The 18,648-nt window shown below is 71.7% G+C and carries 19 protein-coding genes; 10 read left to right on the forward strand and 9 right to left on the reverse strand.

Features of this window, described 5'->3' with window-relative positions:
- The first annotated feature begins 24 nt into the window (after positions 1–24).
- Positions 25–219: a hypothetical protein gene (locus ACSURM_RS31365; RefSeq protein ID WP_436959132.1), complete on the forward strand. Its 195-nt coding sequence runs from the start codon at positions 25–27 to the stop codon at positions 217–219.
- Between the two features lie 12 nt (positions 220–231).
- Here the strand turns inward: ACSURM_RS31365 and ACSURM_RS31370 are convergent, their stop codons facing one another.
- A complete protein-coding gene (locus ACSURM_RS31370) occupies positions 232–1,470 on the reverse strand; it encodes a phosphodiester glycosidase family protein (protein ID WP_436959133.1) in 1,239 nt (412 codons plus the stop codon).
- 212 nt (positions 1,471–1,682) lie between these two features.
- Entirely contained in the window at positions 1,683–3,161 is a 1,479-nt protein-coding gene (locus ACSURM_RS31375) for a purine-cytosine permease family protein (RefSeq protein ID WP_436959134.1), read from the reverse strand.
- A 90-nt stretch (positions 3,162–3,251) separates the two neighbouring features.
- Between ACSURM_RS31375 and ACSURM_RS31380 the strand changes: the two genes are divergently transcribed.
- Positions 3,252–3,887: a TetR family transcriptional regulator C-terminal domain-containing protein gene (locus tag ACSURM_RS31380; RefSeq protein ID WP_436959135.1), complete on the forward strand. Its 636-nt coding sequence runs from the start codon at positions 3,252–3,254 to the stop codon at positions 3,885–3,887.
- 190 nt (positions 3,888–4,077) lie between these two features.
- On the forward strand, positions 4,078–5,757 hold the full coding sequence (locus tag ACSURM_RS31385) for an amidohydrolase (RefSeq protein ID WP_436959136.1): 1,680 nt from the start codon (positions 4,078–4,080) through the stop codon (positions 5,755–5,757).
- A 72-nt stretch (positions 5,758–5,829) separates the two neighbouring features.
- Here the strand turns inward: ACSURM_RS31385 and ACSURM_RS31390 are convergent, their stop codons facing one another.
- Positions 5,830–6,513, reverse strand: coding sequence for a DedA family protein (locus ACSURM_RS31390; RefSeq protein WP_436961217.1), 684 nt, complete (start codon positions 6,511–6,513; stop codon positions 5,830–5,832).
- A gap of 513 nt (positions 6,514–7,026) precedes the next feature.
- Between ACSURM_RS31390 and ACSURM_RS31395 the strand changes: the two genes are divergently transcribed.
- The 3 genes from ACSURM_RS31395 to ACSURM_RS31405 all read left to right on the forward strand — a co-directional run bounded on the left by ACSURM_RS31395 (position 7,027) and on the right by ACSURM_RS31405 (position 9,787).
- Positions 7,027–8,268 carry an aminotransferase class I/II-fold pyridoxal phosphate-dependent enzyme gene (locus tag ACSURM_RS31395; protein ID WP_436959137.1) on the forward strand — a complete coding sequence of 414 codons (1,242 nt, stop codon included), beginning with the start codon at positions 7,027–7,029 and terminating at the stop codon, positions 8,266–8,268.
- Complete coding sequence (locus ACSURM_RS31400) at positions 8,265–9,407, forward strand: N-acetyltransferase family protein (protein ID WP_436959138.1); 1,143 nt, start codon at positions 8,265–8,267, stop codon at positions 9,405–9,407. Before ACSURM_RS31395 ends, ACSURM_RS31400 begins: the two co-directional genes overlap by 4 nt.
- Before the next feature lie 215 nt (positions 9,408–9,622).
- Entirely contained in the window at positions 9,623–9,787 is a 165-nt protein-coding gene (locus ACSURM_RS31405; RefSeq protein WP_436959139.1) for a hypothetical protein, read from the forward strand.
- A 121-nt stretch (positions 9,788–9,908) separates the two neighbouring features.
- Here the strand turns inward: ACSURM_RS31405 and ACSURM_RS31410 are convergent, their stop codons facing one another.
- Positions 9,909–10,109 carry a cold-shock protein gene (locus ACSURM_RS31410; protein WP_387510122.1) on the reverse strand — a complete coding sequence of 67 codons (201 nt, stop codon included), beginning with the start codon at positions 10,107–10,109 and terminating at the stop codon, positions 9,909–9,911.
- 331 nt (positions 10,110–10,440) lie between these two features.
- On the opposite strand from ACSURM_RS31410, the gene ACSURM_RS31415 reads away from it, so the two are divergent.
- A complete protein-coding gene (locus tag ACSURM_RS31415; protein WP_436959140.1) occupies positions 10,441–10,836 on the forward strand; it encodes a DUF2267 domain-containing protein in 396 nt (131 codons plus the stop codon).
- Positions 10,837–10,922: 86 nt separating this feature from the next.
- On the opposite strand, the gene ACSURM_RS31420 is transcribed toward ACSURM_RS31415, so the two are convergent.
- Positions 10,923–11,375: a hypothetical protein gene (locus tag ACSURM_RS31420; RefSeq protein WP_436959141.1), complete on the reverse strand. Its 453-nt coding sequence runs from the start codon at positions 11,373–11,375 to the stop codon at positions 10,923–10,925.
- Positions 11,376–11,522: 147 nt separating this feature from the next.
- Between ACSURM_RS31420 and ACSURM_RS31425 the strand changes: the two genes are divergently transcribed.
- Positions 11,523–12,089, forward strand: a complete 567-nt coding sequence (locus ACSURM_RS31425) for a GNAT family N-acetyltransferase (RefSeq protein WP_436959142.1) — start codon at positions 11,523–11,525, stop codon at positions 12,087–12,089.
- A 176-nt stretch (positions 12,090–12,265) separates the two neighbouring features.
- On the forward strand, positions 12,266–13,189 hold the full coding sequence (locus ACSURM_RS31430; RefSeq protein WP_436959143.1) for an MBL fold metallo-hydrolase: 924 nt from the start codon (positions 12,266–12,268) through the stop codon (positions 13,187–13,189).
- A gap of 321 nt (positions 13,190–13,510) precedes the next feature.
- Here ACSURM_RS31430 and ACSURM_RS31435 read toward each other — a convergent pair whose 3' ends face one another.
- On the reverse strand, positions 13,511–14,200 hold the full coding sequence (locus ACSURM_RS31435) for a TetR/AcrR family transcriptional regulator (protein WP_436959144.1): 690 nt from the start codon (positions 14,198–14,200) through the stop codon (positions 13,511–13,513).
- 358 nt (positions 14,201–14,558) lie between these two features.
- On the opposite strand from ACSURM_RS31435, the gene ACSURM_RS31440 reads away from it, so the two are divergent.
- Positions 14,559–15,143: an isochorismatase family protein gene (locus ACSURM_RS31440; RefSeq protein WP_436959145.1), complete on the forward strand. Its 585-nt coding sequence runs from the start codon at positions 14,559–14,561 to the stop codon at positions 15,141–15,143.
- Between the two features lie 183 nt (positions 15,144–15,326).
- On the opposite strand, the gene ACSURM_RS31445 is transcribed toward ACSURM_RS31440, so the two are convergent.
- The 3 genes from ACSURM_RS31445 to ACSURM_RS31455 form a co-directional block, all read right to left on the reverse strand.
- Positions 15,327–15,926 carry an N-acetylmuramoyl-L-alanine amidase gene (locus tag ACSURM_RS31445; protein WP_436961218.1) on the reverse strand — a complete coding sequence of 200 codons (600 nt, stop codon included), beginning with the start codon at positions 15,924–15,926 and terminating at the stop codon, positions 15,327–15,329.
- A 113-nt stretch (positions 15,927–16,039) separates the two neighbouring features.
- The gene (locus tag ACSURM_RS31450; protein ID WP_436959146.1) at positions 16,040–17,053 is read right to left on the reverse strand and encodes an acetamidase/formamidase family protein; all 1,014 of its coding nucleotides are present in this window, start codon (positions 17,051–17,053) and stop codon (positions 16,040–16,042) included.
- A 57-nt stretch (positions 17,054–17,110) separates the two neighbouring features.
- Positions 17,111–18,613, reverse strand: a complete 1,503-nt coding sequence (locus ACSURM_RS31455) for an APC family permease (RefSeq protein WP_436959147.1) — start codon at positions 18,611–18,613, stop codon at positions 17,111–17,113.
- Between the last annotated feature and the right edge of the window lie 35 nt (positions 18,614–18,648).

Below are 18,648 nucleotides of genomic sequence, written 5' to 3' on the forward strand. Positions count from 1 at the left end.
TGGGGCGTGGCGGAGGAGGTTCCGATGGCGATTTCCATCTCGGTGGTGCTGCTGCTCCTGGTCCTGGCCGTGATCTTCGTGCGCAACGGCGCGCTGAAGGTCTCCCACGGCCTGGTCTGCCTGCTGCTCGGCTTCTATCTGGCCAGCACCAGCATGGCGCCCACCATCCACAGCGGGCTCACCGCGACCGCCGACCTGGTGAGCAGCCTGCGGCCCTGACCCGGCCGGGGTTCAGCCGGCCGAGAAGACGCCGATGCCGTTGGGCACGGGCCGCTCGGCGCCGCCGCTCGGGTGGTTGCGCACGGTCACGGCGCGGTCGGCCGTGTCGCGGGTCACCATCTCCGTCGAGCCGCCGCCGTCCAGGTTGAAGCCGTCGGAGGCGCCGAGCGACCGCAGGACGTCCGCCTCCTCGTGCACGGTCAGCCCCGAGCGGTAGTCCGCCGCCCCGTCCAGCGCCAGGAGCAGCAGCTGCCGGCCACCGTCCTTCACACCCACGGCGGTGCGCACCGCCGAGGTCTCGTCGTCCAGCCCGGACAGCGGGGCGCCGCCGCGGACGATCGGGAAGCCGCCGATCGCGAAGGCGTACGGCACCTGGGACGAGGCCGCCGTCAGGGCGTGCGTGACCCGCACCGCGTCGCCGGCCGACAGCTCGCGCAGCTTCCGCGCGCCCTCCTCGCGGCCCACCAGGACCGTGGTGTCCGCGGGGATCGTGCCGCCGCCCGGGGTGCCGGAGGCGGAGACCACCCGGCCGTCGCGCACCGTCACCTCGTAGGTGTCCTCGCTGCACGGCGCCGAGCGCTGGGTGTCGGTGCCGCAGACGGCGCGTTCGCGGGAGGCGCCGCCCCAGCGCGAGGTGAAGGCGCCGACCGAGTTCACCGGGAGCGCGTACTGGTTGAGGCCCTTCAGGGGCAGCGTGCCCTGGGGTGTGGCGACCGAGCCGGTGAGGGAGAGGTGGTCCAGGCGGGCCCGCCGGTCGGTGCCCACGCCTAGCACCTCCCGGGTGTCGGTGCCCGGGGGCAGCGCGGGCCCGAACCGCTGGCCCTTCGGCACCGCCGCCTTGAGCACCTGCCCGTCCGCCACGGCCGGTCCGACGGGCGCCCCGGTGGCCTCCACGCCCGGGTGCTGGGACTCGGTGATGTGGAAGAAGTCGCCGTTCACCCCGGCGACCGCCCCGGCCGAGTCCGCCAGCCGGGAGACCGTCGCCCGGGCCGCGACCGTGCCCGGGTACAGCAGGCCGACGCGGACGTGCGGGTTGCCCAGGTCCACCGTGAGCAGGTGGACGCGGGCCGTGCCCTTCGCCGCGTCGACGTCGAACTGCCGGTAGGTGACGCCCGGCACGATCCGCCGGCCCGTCGGCGCGGCGCCGGCCGGCGCCGCGCCCGCCAGGGCCGCCCCGGCCAGCACCCCGAGCGCCGTGACCGTCGTGAGAACCCGTCTGCCCGCCGCCGCACGCCCGTTCCGTCTGGACACCCTGCCTCCTGATGCTCAGTCAACTGCCCACCTGGGCAGGGGCAGTGCAGCAGACTCGGGCGGCCGGTGGTACGACTACGCGTCGACGACGCGAGAACGGGTGAGAAAACGTACCCCCTCGGGTGTCTCCGGCGGGAAGCCGCCGCCATGTCCCGTGCGGCGTCGGCGTCCTGGACGGCCGGGGCGCGGTTCCCCCTCGACTCCCCCCTGACTCAGGAGGGTTCGGGAAGCCGTCCGGCGCGTGTTGCCGCCCGCCTGAGGCGCGCGGACAGCAGGGCGTACGTCCCCGAGGCCACCGCCATCCCGGCCGGCAGGGCCAGGTCGGCACCGCCCAGGGCGGCGGCGACCGGACCGGTGTAGACGCTGTCGACGCTCAGCGCGGACGCCGTCACGCCCGCCACGAGGGCCAGTGCCCCGGCCCAGTTGACGCCGCCGGTGTACCAGAACGGCCCGCCGGGCGACTCGTCGGCGAGGGCGGGGCCGTCGTAGCGGTTGCGGCGCAGCAGGATGTCCGTGGCGTAGACGGCCGTACCGGGGCCGAGCAGCAGCACGGTCAGCTGGAGCACATCGCCGACGGCGTCGAGGAAGTCGGAGACCAGCAGCGCGTACAGGGTGAGCGACACGGCCACCGCGCCGTCCACCAGGACGCTGAGCGTGCGCCGGATGCGCAGGCCGACGGCCTGGAGGGCGAGACCGGCGCTGTAGGAGGTCAGCGCGTTCAGCGCGACGGTGCCGAGGACGAGGGCGAGCAGGAACACCGGGCGGAACCAGCCGGGCAGCAGCGTCTGCAGCGAGGACTCCGGGTCGTTCATGTCGACGGCGGTCGCGGCACAGGCGCCGATGCCGCACACCAGGACGCTCGGCACGAACCCGCCGAGCGCCGTCCAGCCGGCCACCGCCTTCGCGGGGGTGGCCCGGGGCAGATAGCGGGAGAAGTCCGCGCTGGTGGTGTACGACAGCGGGCCCGAGGCGATGAGGGCGGTCCCGGCCGCCACGGTCGCCCACAGGTCCGTGCCCGTCAGCGGCTGCCCGGGGGCGTGACCGAAGTCGGTGTGCCGCAGCACCGCGACGCCCACCACGGCGAACACCGCCGACAGCACCAGGGTGATCGCCGGGTAGAGCCGGATGATCACGGCGTGGCCGTAGACGCCGATGGCGAGCGTGACGGCGGCGATCAGCACCACGACGGCCGCCTTCACCCCGGTGGTCACCGGCAGGCCGGCCCGGTCCACCAGGGAGAAGGCCGCGGTGGCCGCCGCCGCCAGGTTCAGCGCGAAGTAACACACGGAGATCAGCCAGCCGGTCACCGCGTTGTTCACCCGGTTCCCGCGCACCCCGTACAGCGCCCGCGTCACCACCTCGCTCGGCGCGCCCGCCACCGGGCCCGGGACCGCCAGCAGGCCGGTGAGCAGCCAGAACAGATTGCCCACGACGATCACCACGAGCGCCTGCCACAGGCTCAGCCCCATCAGCACCAGCGCGCCGCCCACCACCAGGCTCAGGTAGTTGACGTTCGCGGCGGCCCACACGGAGAACAACTCGCGCGGCCGGCCCCGCCGTTCGGACTCCGGGATGTGGTCGATGCCATGCGCCTCGACACCGGCGCGCTCGGCGGCCCGGGAGGCGGAGGCGGCGCCGTCGGCGGGCGTGGGCCCTGCGCCGGGGTGCGGATCGGGAAGCGTGGACGCCATGGGGCCTCCGGGAGCCGTGGGAGGGGCCTGGTCGCTTATTGGGCGGGTGACCAGTTGCTTATTGGTCGCACACTCAATAGCATCGCCGTCATGTCGTCAAGCGTTCAGCGCAAGCGGATTCGCAAGGACCCGGCCGCCCGGCGCGCGGAGATCGTCGCCGCGGCCGCGGCCGTCGCCCTGGCCGAGGGCCTGGAGTGCGTCACCCTCCGCCGGATCGCCGAAGAACTCGCCGTCCGCCCCGGGCTGATCAGCCACTACTTCCCCTCGGCCGAGGACCTCGTCGCCGAGGCGTTCGGCAGCGCGGCGACCGGCGAACTCGACCGCCTCCTCCCGGCCGACCGCGCCACGACCACGCCCACCGGGCGGCTGGCCCGCTTCCTCGCCCACACCTCGGGGGAGGAGTACGACGCGATCAGCCGGCTGTGGATCAACGCCCGCCACCTCAGCCGCTACCGGCCCGTGCTCCGCGACCGGGTCGCCCGGCAGGAGGCCGCCTGGCGCGGCCGGCTCGAAGACCTGATCCAGGAGGGCGTGGCAGCCGGCGAGTTCGTCACCGACGATCCGCTGACGGTCGCCGTGCAACTCCTCGTCCTCCTCGACGGCCTGGGCGTCCACGCCAACACCGCGACGCCCGAGCGCCCGGCCGCCGTGCTGCGCCTGCCTCGCACCACGGCCGAGCGGGAACTCGGCCTGCCGCCCGGCACGCTCGACGAAACCGCCGGCTGATCCACCGGCCCTCGCGTCCCTGCCGGAAAGCCAACGGCCTTGATGTCCCGCTGTGAGTCAAGGGGCCCTCGACACACCCCCTGTGAGTGAAGGGGCCCTCGATACGCCCCCTGTGAGTGAAGGGGCCCTCGATACGCCCCCTGTGAGTGAAGGGGCCCTCGATACGCCCCCTCTGAATGAAGGAGCCCCCGTGCCCGCCGACCTCGTCCTGCTCTCCGCCCGGCTGCTCGACCCCGGCACGGGCCGCCTCCTGCCGCACACCGCGCTCGCCGCGGAGCGGGGGCGGATCGGCTTCCTCGGCGACGACCGGGACGCCCGCGCCCTCGCCGGGCCCGGCACCACAGTGGTCGACCTGCGCGGGGCGGTGGTCACCGCCGGGTTCACCGACGGGCATCTGCACCCGGTGTCCGGCGCCGAACGCACCATGGGCGTCGACCTGTCCGGCTGCCGCGACCTGGCCGCCGTACGCACCGCGCTCGCCTCGGCGGTACGCGACCTGCGGCCGGGCGCCTGGCTGCGCGGCTGGGGCCTGGACCCCAACGCCTTCGGCACCGCACCCGTGGCCACCGTCGCGCTCGGCCCCGTCCTCGACGGCGTGCCCGCGCTGATCGACCTGTTCGACGCGCACTCGGCGCTGGCCAGCGAGCGGGCGCTGGAACTGGCGGGCGTCGACGGGCCGCGCCGCTTCGAGCAGGGCTCGGAGATCGTCTGCGACGCCGACGGACGGCCCACCGGACTGCTGCTGGAGGACGCCGCCTGCGAGGTCGTCGAGGCGGTCGCCCCCCGGCCCGCCGAGGCCGAGATCCGCGCCCGCGCCGCCGAGCTGCTGGCCGCCATGGCCGCGTCCGGGCTCACCGGCGGCCACGCCATGGACGCGAACGGCGACAGTCTCGCCGTCTACGCCGCCCTGGAGGCCGAGGACGCCCTGCCCCTGCGGCTGCGGATCGCCCCGTGGTGCCGGCCCGAGGCGAGTGACGCCGACCTCGCCGAGCTGATCCGGCTCCAGGGCACCGGCGGCGCGCTGTGGCGGGTGGCGGGCGTGAAGCTGTTCATGGACGGCACCGTCGACAACGGCACCGCCTGGCTGGAGACCCCCGACTGCCACGGCCAGTCGGACCACGCCTACTGGCCCGACCCCCGGCGCTACACCCGCGTCATCGCCGACCTGCACCGGGCCGGCGTGCCCACGGCCACCCACGCCATCGGCGACGCGGCGGTCCGCCATGTCCTGGACGCCGTCGAGCGGGCCCAGGCGGAGAGCGGGCGGCCGGGCGATACCGGCGGTGCCGGCGCCACGGACGGTACTGGTGGTACGGGTGGTACGGGTGTCGTACGGCACCGGGTCGAGCACATCGAGACCGTCCCCGACGACACCGTACGGCGGTTCGCGCCGCTGGGCGTCGCCGCCTCGATGCAGCCCACCCACTGCTGCGAGTTCACCCGGGCGGACCACACCGACAACTGGTCCCGGCGGCTCGGCGAGGAGCGGGCCGGGCGCGCGTTCCGCTGCCGGGACCTGTGGGAGGCCGGGGCACGGGTCGTCCTCGGCTCGGACTGGCCCATCGCGCCGTACCCGCCGCTCCAGGTCATGGCCGGCGCCCGGCACCGGCGGCCCGCCGACCTCTCCCTGCCTCCGCACGGCCCCGAGCAGGCCCTCACCCCGCTCCAGGCGCTCCAGGGCATGACGGTGAACGCCGCCTGGGCGGCGGGGGAGGAGGACCGGGCCGGGCGGCTCGCCGTCGGCCACCGCGCCGACCTCACGGTCCTCGCCGACGACCCGCTGCGCGTGCCCGACACCGAGCTGGCCGCGCTGCCGGTACTGCTGACGGCGGTGGCGGGACGGGTCACCCACCGGGCGGCGGGAGTCTGACGACAGCGTCCGGCCCGGGGGAGCGCCGGTCGGGGTACGCGGCGCGCCGCTCGCGGCGGCGGGCGTCCCGGTTCAGCTCGCGGACTCGTCCCGCTCGCGGCGCTCGCGGTTCTCGCGGCGCTCAGGGTGCTCACGGCGTGCGCGGCGGGAGCGGTGGAGTTCCGGCAGCAGCGGGAGCAGGGACACGAGGACGATCAGGGCCACCAACGGCAGCAGATAGTCGTCGATGTGCGGGAAGGAGGCGCCCAGGGTGTACCCGGCGAGGACCAGCGTCTGCGACCACAGCACCCCGCCCACCGTCTGCCACAGCGTGAAGGTCCGCACGGGCACCCCCAGCATCCCCGCCACCGGGTGCAGCACCGTCCGCAGCAGCGGCACGAACCGGCCGATCACCAGCGCCTTGCCGTAGCCGTAGCGGGCCAGCAGCCGCTCGGCCCGCTCCGCCGCGTCCGTCACCCGGCGGCTGGACGTGCGCGCCAGCAGCGCCCGCCCGCCGTGCCGCCCGATCAGATACCCCGCCTGACCGCCCGCCACCGCCCCCACGGCCGCGCACACCAGCACCTGCCACAGCGCGAGCCGGGGCGGCTGCTGGGCGCTGCCCGCGCACAGCACCCCGGCCGGGAACAGCAGGGTGTCACCGGGCAGGAAGAAGCCGACGACCAGCAGGCCCGACTCGGCGAAGATCACCGCCAGTACGCCCAGCGCGCCGAAGGCGGCCAGCACTGAGGCGCTGTCCATCGGATTGACGGCGGTCACCTGCCCGAACCTCCCGGCCTGTGCGCGGATGCGTCCGCTCACCAGCATCACCCGCCCGGCACACCCGCGCGCACCGGTCGCCTTGGATCGGCTCCGGATTGGCCGGTTGTGGGCCGGTGCGGACGGGCACCGCCGGTCGGCCGGGGTGGATGTCACGGGGCGGTGCGGGAGGGGCCCAGCCGGTCGGGTGCTGTACGGCGTGCTGCCGGGTCCGGCCGGTCCATAGCCGTACCGGTTCCTCAGATGGCACCAGACGTCACGTGGCGTCCGGGGTGTCACGAGAAGCGAGTGCCTCGTCGGCCGGACGCGGTCGCGCGGAGCCGTAAGCCCGAGTCGTACCGCACTCGCACCCCCTGTCGCACCGTCCACAGGACTCGATTCACTCGAATGGCTTAACGAAACCAGGCCTTGGCTTTTCATTTCATTCCTCTGGCTGAGAGGATGCCGAGGCCACCCTCTCCGCATTTTTGTATGAAAATCTCAAAAGGGTGGCGAGTCGAATGTGAGAGCGCAGTGGCAGATATTTTCGACAAGCAGTTGACGGCCGTCATGCAGCACGCGACGCGCATGCGGCCGAGGGCCGTCTACAACGCACTCGAGGCACGCGGAGGGGAGGTGTTCCTGGGTGGAAAACGCCTGGTCATGGCCGCCCGAAACGATTATCTTGGCCTTTCCGGTCACCCCCGTGTCGTTGCCGCGGCGGCCGACGCGGCCCGTCGCTGGGGTGCCTCCGCCTCGGCGAGCCGGCTGATCGGCGGAACGCTCACCCTGCACGAGGAACTGGAGGCCAGGCTGGCCGCCTTCCTCGACGCCGAGGCGGTGATCGTGACCACCACCGGCTTCGAGGCGAATCTGGCGCTGGCTCCCCTGCTCGGCCGCGGTGACATCGTCTTCAGCGACAAGGCCAACCACGCCTCGCTGATCGAGGCGGTGCGGCTGGGCTTCGCAGACAGACGCTGGTACCGGCACTCGGACATGGCGGACCTGGAGCGCAAGCTCGCGGTGGCCGAACCGGACGCGGCCAAGGCGATCCTCACGGACGGCCTGTTCTCCATGGAGGGCGACCTGTGCCGGCTGCCGGAGCTGGTCTCGCTCGCCCGGCGCTACGGCGCCCGCCTGGTGGTCGACGGCGCCCATGACATCGGGCTGCTGGGGCCGGGCGGACGAGGGGTGACCGACCACTTCGGGCTGCCCGACGCCGTCGACCTCCACACGGGCACCCTGTCCAAGGGTTTCGGTTCCATCGGGGGCTTCCTGGCCGGGCCCGCCGAGGTGATCCACTACCTCCGGCACACCTCGCGGTCCGTCATCTTCACCACCTCGATCCCCCCCGCCTCGGCCGCCGCCGCCCTGGCGGCCCTGACCATCATCGAGTCCGAGCCGGAGCGCCGGGCGCGCGCCTTCGAGGTGGCGCGGCAGGTGCGGGACGGCCTGCGCGGCCTCGGCTTCGACACGGGCGAGTCGGTCACCCCGATCGTGCCCGTCATCACCGGGCGCAAGGAGCTGGCCACCGCCCTGTGGCGGGAGGTCCTCACCGAGGGCGTCTTCACCAGCGCCGTCTCCGCACCCGCCGTACCCGAGGAACGCTCGCTGGTCCGGCTGTCCCTCCAGGCCACGCACACCGACGAGGACATCGAGCGCATCCTCGTCGCGTTCGCCCACGCCGGCCGCCGCCTGGGACTCATCCCCTCCGGGCCGCCGCCCGTCCCGATGCAGCCCATGCTGAGGGAAACGCTTCTGGACTGGGTGTCATGAGTGTCACGGTCACCCCGGTCGGCACGGACCCCGACCTGACCGCCTTCATCCGGCTCCCGTACGACCTCTACCGCGACGACCCGCTGTGGGTGGCCCCGCTGGAGCGGGAACGGCGCTCGTTCCTGGACCCCGCCCGCAATCCGTACCACCGGGTGGCCGACGTACGGCTCTTCCTCGCACGGCGGCACGACACCGTTGTCGGCAGGATCGCGGCGATCGTCGACCCCCGCTACAACGAACGGCACGGCCCGGACCATGGACTGATCGGCCTCTTCGAGTGCGTGGACGACCCCGAGGCCGCGGCGGCTCTCTTCGACACGGCGGACGACTGGCTCGCCGCGCAGGGAATGAAACGCACCTTGGGCCCCCTCGGATTCACCACCAATGACGAGTGCGGCGTGCAGATATCCGGCTTCGACCAGCCGCACATCGTCATGATTCCCCGTAACCGGCCGTATTATCCGCAGCTGTTCTCCGTATGTGGATTCGAGAAGGCCAAGGACCTGGTTTCGTACGCCATTCCGATTCCCGATGACGGGGAACCCCCGGCGGAATACCGTGAGGCCGCGGACCGTATCCTCGCGACCCCGAACCTGACGGTACGAGCCCTGGATCCGCAGCGGCCGGAAGCCGATATGGAGACCGTCCGGAAGCTCTACAACGAAACGTTCACCCACAGCTACGGTTCGGTCCCCGTCGACGAAGCGCAGTTCGGCTACATGATGAAAAAGCTGAAGCCCCTCCTGCGCCCCGGCCTCCTGCAGATCGCGGAGATGCACGGCGAACCCGTCGCCTTCCTGCTCTGCCTGCCCGACGCCCACCAGGCGCTGCACGCGGCCCGCGGCCGGCTCACCACCATGGGCCTGCCCGTCGGGCTGATCCGGGCCGCGCGGGCCGTCCGCCGTATCGACCGCGTGCGCTTCGCCGCCATGGGTGTGGCGAAGGAGCACCGGTCCCGCGGTCTGGCCGCGGCCCTGGTGACCCAGGCCCAGCGGGCCGCCTTCCGGCTCGGCTACACCGAGATCTCCTACTCGTGGGTCCTGGAGGACAACCACGCTTCCCGCCGGCACGGCGAGGCCCTCGGCGGGGTCCACACCCAGACGCACCGGTTGTACGAGCGCGCCACGTCCGCGCCGTGACGGCCGCCGCGCAGCCCGGACGGCTCGCGCAGGGGCGCCACCGCCAGGCAGGGGCGAAGCGAAGGTCCCGAAGGGGTTCGATGATCGCGTCGTAGGAGCGGGACGGGACCGGCGACCATCAGCCGTCCTCGAGGAGCGGCGTGCGGGCATTCCGCAGGTCGGCCTGGGTACCCGACGGCTCGCGAAAGACCCGACGTGACGAGGAGGCGGTCACGGTGACCGTGCCCGAGGAGAACCGTCCGAAGACGTCCACCACGGACGATGTGATCGAGTCGCCGGCCGACACCGGCAAGGAAGAGCAGCAGCCGGGGGCCTCCGGCCGCTCGATGCGCGAGGCGATGGAAGAGGCGGGAATCACCCCGGACGACTTCGAGGAGTAGCCGGGCGGCCCGGCCACGGAGGCCCGGTCACGGACAGGCCGGCCCTTGTTCAGGGTGTGCTCGCGGTGACATGCCGAGGGCCGGCGCCTTGACGGCACCGGCCCTCCTGCTCAGCGACGCCTCAGAGGGCGCGGACGCGAGCGGCCTGCGGACCCTTGGGGCCCTGGACGACGTCGAACTCGACGTGCTGGTTCTCCTCGAGGCTGCGGAAGCCGTTGCCTTCGATCTCGGAGTAGTGGACGAAGAGGTCCGGGCCGTCGGCCTGGGCGATGAAGCCGAAGCCCTTCTCGGCGTTGAACCACTTCACGGTTCCCTGAGCCATTTGCTGCTCCTTACAGGGGCTGGGTACGGAAGCCGCACCGTGCGGACTCCCGGGCCGGCCTGGACGCGACTTCTCCAGTTCCCTGAAGGAGGCGGCGCCCGCGACATCGTTCTTCGCGAGCGTGCGGTGAAACACAGACACAAAAACTACGACCGCCCAGTACAACGGGCGGCCTCCCGGAAACATTCCCGCCGCCGGAAACTCGTTGGATCCGCCTTCGCTCCGCCCGGATGTACGTCCGGTTCGCCCGGATGTGAGCGTAGATGTCGGTCGCGCGGGCACCCGGCAGATCGCACGGCCCTCAACCACAGCACTCCACGGTGGAGGCAGCATGATCAGCCATCAGCATCTGGTGGAAGAGGTGGCGTCGCGGACCCACCTCGATGACACGGAGGCCGCCGACGCCGCCGTGCACCTCGTCCTCGCCGCGCTGAGCAGCCGCCTGGATCCGCCACGCCGGGAGCATCTGCGCAAGGCCGTACCGGCCCACGAACGCCCCGCGCTGCGTTACGGGGCCGACGTGGCGGACGACGCCGCGGTGTCGCTCGACGATCTGCTGGCGGACGTGGCCCGGCCCGCGGGCGCCACCCCTGAGCAGGCTCTCTTCCTGGCGCAGACCGTGGTGTGCCGCATCGCGGCCGAGGACACGGACCTGGCGGAGGACCTGCTGCGCGCCCTGCCGGACGAGTTCGGCACGCTGTTCGAGGAGCCGGAGCGGGCGCCCTGAGCGGACGGCCGGTCTTGGCGGGACCGGTGACGCGGAATGCCCGGCTGCTCACCTTGCGTCTTTGAGGGGCGCGCCGGTAGGTCGCGTCACCTTCCGTCTTCGAGCAGGGAGCCGTAGGTCGCGAGCCCGTACATCAGATGCGGTACGGCGTCCGACACCCAGTCCGTCGCCGACCAGCCCGCCGGATCACTCACGCCCAGCCGAGCCATCGGCAGGTCGGTCGCGGTCATGGCCAGGGCGCCCGTGACCAGGCCGCCCAGCCACCAGGGCAATCGGAGCCCGGCGTGGCGCGCCAGGGAGACCGCCACGCCGGTACCGACCCCGACGGCGATTCCGGACAGGCCGCCCAGTCCGGAGAGCCGGTTCTCTTTGTCGTCCCCCGCCCCCGGCACCCTGTCCTGCGTGATCTTGTCCACGGTCTGGGCGGGAGCCTGACTGGAGGGCCTGCCCCGCAGCGCCATGTCGGCGAAGGTCGCCGCGTTCAACACGGTCGTCCCGACGGCACCGGCGGCACACCCCCGCACCACGGTTCGCATCATGCGACTCCGAGTGCCCGCGGCGTATCGGTACGAACCATGCCGAATGCCCCTACTGGTGGGGCGTGGGCAGGTCGCGAGCCGCGGCCCCCGGCGGCGACCGGCTTGCCCGGCGACCTTGCCTCCGGTCGGCGGTCGTAGCGTCGGGCCATGACGACTGATGACATCACGGGCTACCGGTACCGCACCGCACTCCCCGAGGACGCCCCGGCCATCGAGGCCCTCGACAGTTCCTTCACCACCGGCACCGTTTTCCAGGTGACCGCGACGGATGAGGGGTTCGCGCTGCGCGAGGTGCCGGTGGAGCCGCCGCTGACCAAGGTGTTCCCGGAGGACGAGTCGGACGGAGCGGAGGGGAGCGGCGATGACGGCATGGACTCCCGTACCTTCGTCGCCCAGGGCGCTTCCGGGGAGCCAGCCGGGTTCGTCGCCGTCTCCTACTCCGGTTGGAACCGCCGGCTGATCATCGAGGACATCAAGGTCGCCCCGGAGCATCGGGGCAAGGGGGTCGGCCGTGCGCTGATGGAGCTCGCGGCGGAATTCGCGCGCGAGCGGGGCGCGGGCCACATCTGGCTGGAGGTCACCAACATCAACGCCCCCGCGATCCACGCGTACCGGCGGATGGGCTTCGCCTTCTGCGGGCTCGACACCACCCTCTACGACGGCACGCCCTCGCGGGGTGAGCAGGCGCTCTACATGAGCAGGCCCTGCCCGTGATCCGACTCGATAGCAACGCTAACGGCTGTGAGCTGGGCTTATTCAAGATAGGTGGCTTCCGTGCGCAGGTGCTTGTGGTCGGTGCTAACGAACTGTGTTAGCGTTGAAAACACTCCTGGGGCCTGCCCTCGTCAGGTGCCCGACTGTCCGTAAGACAAGAGAGATGGCCTTACCTGATGAACCGTTCGACGCTCCTCCGTACCGCCGTAGCCGCAGCCGGCGTGTCGCTCCTCGCCGCCTGTGGCGGGAACGCCAGCGCCGACGGTGAGGAGAAGAAGCCGTCATCGCCGTCCGCCGCTTCGACACCCTCCGCTGCCGCCGCCGCGTTCACCGTCACCCACGTGGGCGGCCCGACGGCCGTCCTGGAGATCGCCGGTCAGCGCATCCTGATCGACCCCACCTTCGACGCGCCGAAGAAGTACAAGTCGGGCATGTCCAAGATCAAGGGCCCCGCCTTCGGCCCCGAGAAGCTCGGCAAGATCGACGCCGTCCTGCTCTCCCACGACCAGCACGACGACAACCTCGACGGCAAGGGCCGTGAGGTGCTGAAGGACGTGCCGGTCGTGTTCTCCACGCCTGGTGCTCACAAGCGTCTCGGTGACCACATCACTCCCATGAAGAGCTGGGAGGAGCGGGAACTGAAGTCCTCCGGCAGCACCATCAAGGTCACCGCGGTGCCCGCCCTGCACGGTCCCGACGGAGTCGACCGCGGGGCGGACGGCGAGGTCACCGGGTTCGTGCTCAGCGGTGAGGGAGTCCCCACCACCTACATCTCCGGTGACAACGCCTCGGTCAAGGTCGCCAAGCAGGTCGGCGACCGGATCAAGAAGGACATCGGGGCCATCGACACGGCCATCCTCTTCGCCGGTGCCGCCCGCACCCCGGCGATCCTCGACAACGCTCCGCTGACTCTCACGTCGAAGAACGCCGCCCTGGTGGCGAAGGACCTCAACCCCCGCAAGGTCGTCCCGATCCACACCGACAGCTGGGACATCTACTCCGAGGACATCAAGTCCCTCGTCAAGGCGTTCAAGGACCAGGGCGTCGACGGCAAGCTGGTCGACGTGGAGCCGGCGGGGGAGAAGAAGAACCTCTCCTGAAGAAGGCGGGGCCCGGCTCGGGGCGGCGGTGAGGGGAACCTCGACAAGCCCGCCCCGGGCGTCCCCGGCATGCGGTGAAGAAGCTCAGTGACGCCCGGTCCGGCGTGACCGCACAGATCCCGCGACGGGAAGTGCGGTCACGCCGGACCGGGCCGCTGCTGCAGAAGTGCGATGACGGCAGTGCGGCGCGGTGGCGCCGCACTGCCGTTTTTCGCCTTCGTTGATCGAACATCCTCGGCCGGACGAGAACGCGGTCAGTCGACTCCGGCCCTCAGGGGACGGTTGCCATCGACCTCCCGGCCGGCGAGGACGTAGCGGTGCTCACTCGTCGCCGCGCGGGGCCGATTCTTGAAGCGCCTGCGACAGGCGCGCGATGGTCTCGCTGTCGACGGGCGCGGTCCCGGTGAGGGTGCCGACCAGGGTCTGGGCGAGCACGATCCCGTCGGTGATCCTCGTGTCCTCGCGCTCGTCGCCGGTGACCGCTCCGATCACGGCGTCACGCACGGAACCGGAGATCTCGGGGGCGCCGTAGAGCCCGGGGAAGGAGAGGGCCATCAGGCACACGCCGACGTTGGCCGTCAGGATCGACTGGCCTGCCAGCTCCAGCGGCGTACGCAGCCGTCCGGCGGCGCGGCAGCGCTCCAAGGCCGCGAGCAACAGGGCCCTGGCCTCCTCGACCGCCGGCGGTTGGGACTCCGGGGCCGGCGTGAACATCAACCGGTACAGGTGAGGGTTGTCCAGGGCGAACGCGACATGGCTGTCCCAGGCCGTGCGCAGGTCGGCCACCGGGTCGTCGGTCGTCGGGTTGCGGCGCTTGTTCGCCAGGAAACGCTCGAAGCCGATGCACGCGACCGCCGTGAGCAGCCCCTGCTTGTCGCCGAACTGGCGGTAGATCTCGGGCATGCCGACCTTGGCCCGGTCACAGATGGCCCGGGTCGAGATGGCCAGCGCGTCCTTTGACGCGAGCAGTTCCTCGGTGGCGGCCAGGATGCGCTCTCGTGCCGTCGACATACCTCGATGGTAACAGCTAGGAAAGCGTTGCTAACGCCTTCGAGCTGCCCATTTGTCGCTCAGGACACGGAATCCGCGAACGCCGCTTCACGACGCTCACAAAACGTGTTAGCGTTGCTCACGCCCTGAGGGTCACTGCCCCCAGGTCCCGATCGCTTCCAGGCCGTGAGGCCGGCGGTACCCGTCCGGGTGCGCCGATATGGGCTATCGGGGTGCAACCGCTCCGACCCGTCTCAGGAGTCACTTCCGTCACGTTCGGTTCCCCCCTGTGCGTCCGGCCCGTGGTTGCCGTCATGTCCAACGCCTCCGCAGCACTGCGAGCGGCGCAGGCTTTCTCGATCTTTTAGGTGGTTAGTTCATGGCTACGACGACTCTGCGAGCACTCACCGGCGCCGACGAGACGCCCGCGTCGCTCGGCAACGCGACCCTCATCCTGGTCGACTACCAGAACGTCTACACCGGCGGCGTGATGGAGCTCGACGGCTGGAAGCCCGCGCTGGAAGCCGCCGCCGAGCTGCTGGCCGCGGCCCGCCAGGCCGGTGCGAAGGTCATCCACGTCCAGGAGGCGGGCTACGACGTGGAGTCCGAGGCCGGCCAGATCCACGCGAGCGTCGCCCCCATCGAGGGCGAGACCGTCGTCGTCAAGAGCGTCCCGAACGGCTTCCACGGCACGGACCTCGGCAAGCATGTCGACGCCGCCGGGAACTCCGATGTCATCATCGCCGGGTTCATGACCAACATGTGTGTCCTGTTCACGGCGCAGGGCGCCTCCCTGCGGGGCAACCAGCCCACCGTCGTCGCCAACGCCTGCGCGACCCGGCCGCTGGAGACCATGCACCAGGGAGGCACGGCGCTGACCGCCCAGCAGCTCCACGACGCGGCCCTCGCGACGATCACCGACCGCTACGGCATCGTCGTCCCCTCCCTCGCGGCGCTGAAGTAGTCCCCGCGTTTCCGTCTCCGGCAGGGCGGCTTTCCCTCCCGCCCTGCCGAAGGATCTTCGTCCGGCGGACGAGGGGGCCCTTCACCAGGGCGACGTGACGATCACACGTCAACGGCCCGCCGCCGGCTTCAAGGCAACCCGCGGAATGGTCGAGGCGGCCTCTCCGGACGGTGATACGACCGGTCAGGAGAAGTTGACCATTCTGATGTAGCGCACCCAGTCCCACTCCGGCCCCGGGTCGGTGTGGTCGGTGCCGGGCACCTGATGGTGGCCGATGATGTGCTCTCTGTCCCGGGGGATGCCGTACTTGGCGCAGATCGCCGCCGTCAGCCTCGCCGACTGCTGGTAGAGCGCGTCGGTGAAGTACTCGGGTCGGTCCACCCAGCCCTCGTGCTCGATGCCGACGGAGCGCGTGTTGTAGCTCCAGTTGCCCGCGTGCCAGGCGACGTCGGCTTCACGGACGCACTGGGCGACATGCCCGTCCGCCGAGCGGATCACATAGTGGGCGGACACCTTCTTCTGCGGATCGGCGAAGATCGCCAGCGCGTCGCTGTACGTCTCCTGCGTGACATGGATGATCACACGGTCGATGGCGTACGAGCCGGGGCGACTGGACACGGTGTAGTTGGCGGTGCTCGCCGGCCGCCACTCGGCGGGCGGGTAGTCGGCGGACTGGGCCTGCGCACCGGCACGCGGATCGGGCAGCAACGCGTAGGGAACGGCGGCGAGCGCCGCGCCTTTCAGTAGTCGTCGTCGGTTGAGCCGGGGTTCGGCTCGGTCCATGTCCATGGCGGTGTGCCTTTCGGTGAGGCCTCTGGGATGCCTTCGAGGGAGCCTGCTCGGGGCGGAGCCGGTTCAGGAGGCGGCAGGCAGGGTGCCGAGCCGCGCGGGAGGCTTCAGCGGCGCAGGGCCCGCGCGGTCTCCCGCAGCCGGGCGTGCACGCCGCGGTAGGTCTCCCGCGCGGGCAGCCACTCCTTGCGGAGCTTGGCCACGCAGGTGTAGTTCGTGTCGCACACGTTGGCCAGCGGCGATTCGACCGTCTGGGTCGCGAACTGGTACGCGTCCAATTCGCTGAACCCGTAGTCGCGCACCAGCCACCGCACCAGGTCGAGCTGCGATATGCGGAACGCGTCCTCCAGCGGGCGGGCCGAACCGGTCGAGATGATGTGCGTGTCGGACTCCAGGCGCGGCCAGGGCGTGGTGACGCCCTTGAGCAGGTCCACGACCACCATCGTGTTCATCGCGCACTCCACGGCCACCCCGCAGGTCTCGCCCTCGCCTTGCCGGGCATGCCCGTCGCCCAGGCTGAGCAGGGCGCCCTCGACATTGACGCCCAGGTAGCAGGTGACGCCGGCCCGCATCTCGGGCGTGTCCATGTTGCCGCCGTGGGCGTCGGGCACCAGGGCCGAGCGGACCTCCAGATTGGCCGGTGCCACGCCCACCGTGCCGTGCATCGGGTCCAGGGGCAGCTCCACCCGGATGTCGCTGTCCCGCGCCTGGAACAGGGCTGTCCCGCGGGCCCGGTCCAGCTGCCAGATCCACACCCGTTCCGGCAGCGGCGGTTGCAGCGTGGCCGTGGTGTGCGTGGAGGTGAGCGCGCCGAAGAGGGGCACCGTCGTGGACGCCGCCCAGTCACGGGCCGGTTCGATCGAGACGAAGTGCACGGCCACGGTGTCGCCGGGTTCCGCGCCCTCGATGTGGAAGGGACCGGTCTGGGGATTGAGGTAGGGGAACTGGCACACCTCGGACACGAGATCCTTCTCGGAGCGGACCCGGCCGGCGAAACAGTCCTCGGTGAACAGGTCGAGAACCGTGCCGGGTGCGATCCGGGCCACCGGCGGCGCCCCGCCGAAGGTCCAGGCGTACTGGTCCGGTTCCGGGCGCACGGTGAGGATCCGGGGGTCGGTCATCGCGGCATGGCTCCTTCCAAGGGGGATCATCGTGTCGGGCCGACCCGGAAGGGCCGTTCACCGCTGTGACGGTGGTGGGTGGACTCCGGCCCCGTCCTGCCGTTCGGCACCGGTGTCGTAGGCGTCGAGGTGCACGCGGGCGGTCTCGGCTATCCGGCCGGGGTGCCGTCGTAGCAGCACGAGCAGCACCACCACCCCTATGGCGAGCCAGGCGGCGACGACCGGACCGGCGTAGGACACCGGAGCCGTCAGTTCCGTGACGAAGTCGAACACCGGCAGACCGGCGGCCGTCAGCAGGGCCGGGATGAACGCGGCGCTGCCCAGCGCGGGGAACAGCAGATGCCGCACCGGCTTGAGGGACGCCCGGCCGGACCGCAGGAAATAGCCGGCACAGGACAGGTTCACGACGATGTAGACGCCGACGACCACCGTGACGATCACCGTGGCGAGCAGCAGGTACGCGGTCACCGGGCCGTAGGCGAGACCGAGGCCGAGCACCGCGCCGACCGCCACGGCGGTCTGCACGGCGATGCCGGCCACGGGGGAGCGGTGCCGGGGATGGAGCGCCGCGAGTACGCCGGGCAGGACCCGGACGCGGGCCAGGGCGAAGGCCGTACGGGTGGAGACGTTCGCGCAGGCGTTGGCGTTCGCGATCGCGGAGTTGACCACCGCGAGGAACACCAGCACCCAGAAGAGACCGAACGAGGCCCGGGCGACGCCCTCCCAGGACGCCTCGCCCGAGGCGCCGAACGCCGCGAAGCGGTCGGGGCCGAAGTAGACGGTCATCGCATAGGTCGTGAGCACGTAGAACAGACCGATGCCCAGGGCCGCTCCGAGGACCGCGCGGTGCATCGTCCGCCGTGGGTCCCGGGTCTCCTCGGCGAGCGGCGCGGCCGCTTCGAAGCCGGCGAACGCCAGCACCGTGTACACGGACCCGGCGAACACCCCGGAGACCCCCGCGTACCCGTCCGCGGTGTGGGAAGTGCCGAACACCGTAAGGGTGTTGGCGCTGCCGGCCCCGCCGATGAGCAGGACCGCGAACACCAGGAGGACGAGGACCTCGAAGACGCCGAGGACGGTGCCGAAGCGGGCGGAGGCGCGGACGCCGAGATAACCGGCCCAGGCGATCACCACTGCTCCGGCCAGCGCCCACGGCCACCACAGGTCCGCCGGGTACGCGGACCACTCCGCGTGCAGCGTGCCCGCCACCGTGAAGCCCAGTTGCGACAGCAGCAGCGGTGGCACCAGCATCTCCACGAAGACGTAGGCCCAGCCGACGAGGAAACCCACGGCCGGGTGCAGGCCGCGCGCCGCGTAGGTCGCCACCGAGCCGGCCGCGGGCAGTTCCCGGGCCAGCTCGGCCACGCACGAGGCGGTGAACAGGCAGGCCACGAGAGCGATCAGCACCGACAGCGGCAGGCTGCCGCCCGCGAAGGCGGCGCCGGACGGGATCGACGCCGCCACCGCGGCGGCCGGCGCCATCGCCGTGACACTTTGGAACAGGACGTCGCGCAATCCGATGGCGTCACGCCGCAGCGCTCCGGCCGTCTCCGCGTGCATGTGTCCCCCGATCCGTGTCACCGGCTGCCGTTCGT

Origin of the sequence: Streptomyces sp. SudanB182_2057 (assembly GCF_964272715.1) — a bacterium.
Classification (GTDB): domain Bacteria; phylum Actinomycetota; class Actinomycetes; order Streptomycetales; family Streptomycetaceae; genus Streptomyces; species Streptomyces rubradiris.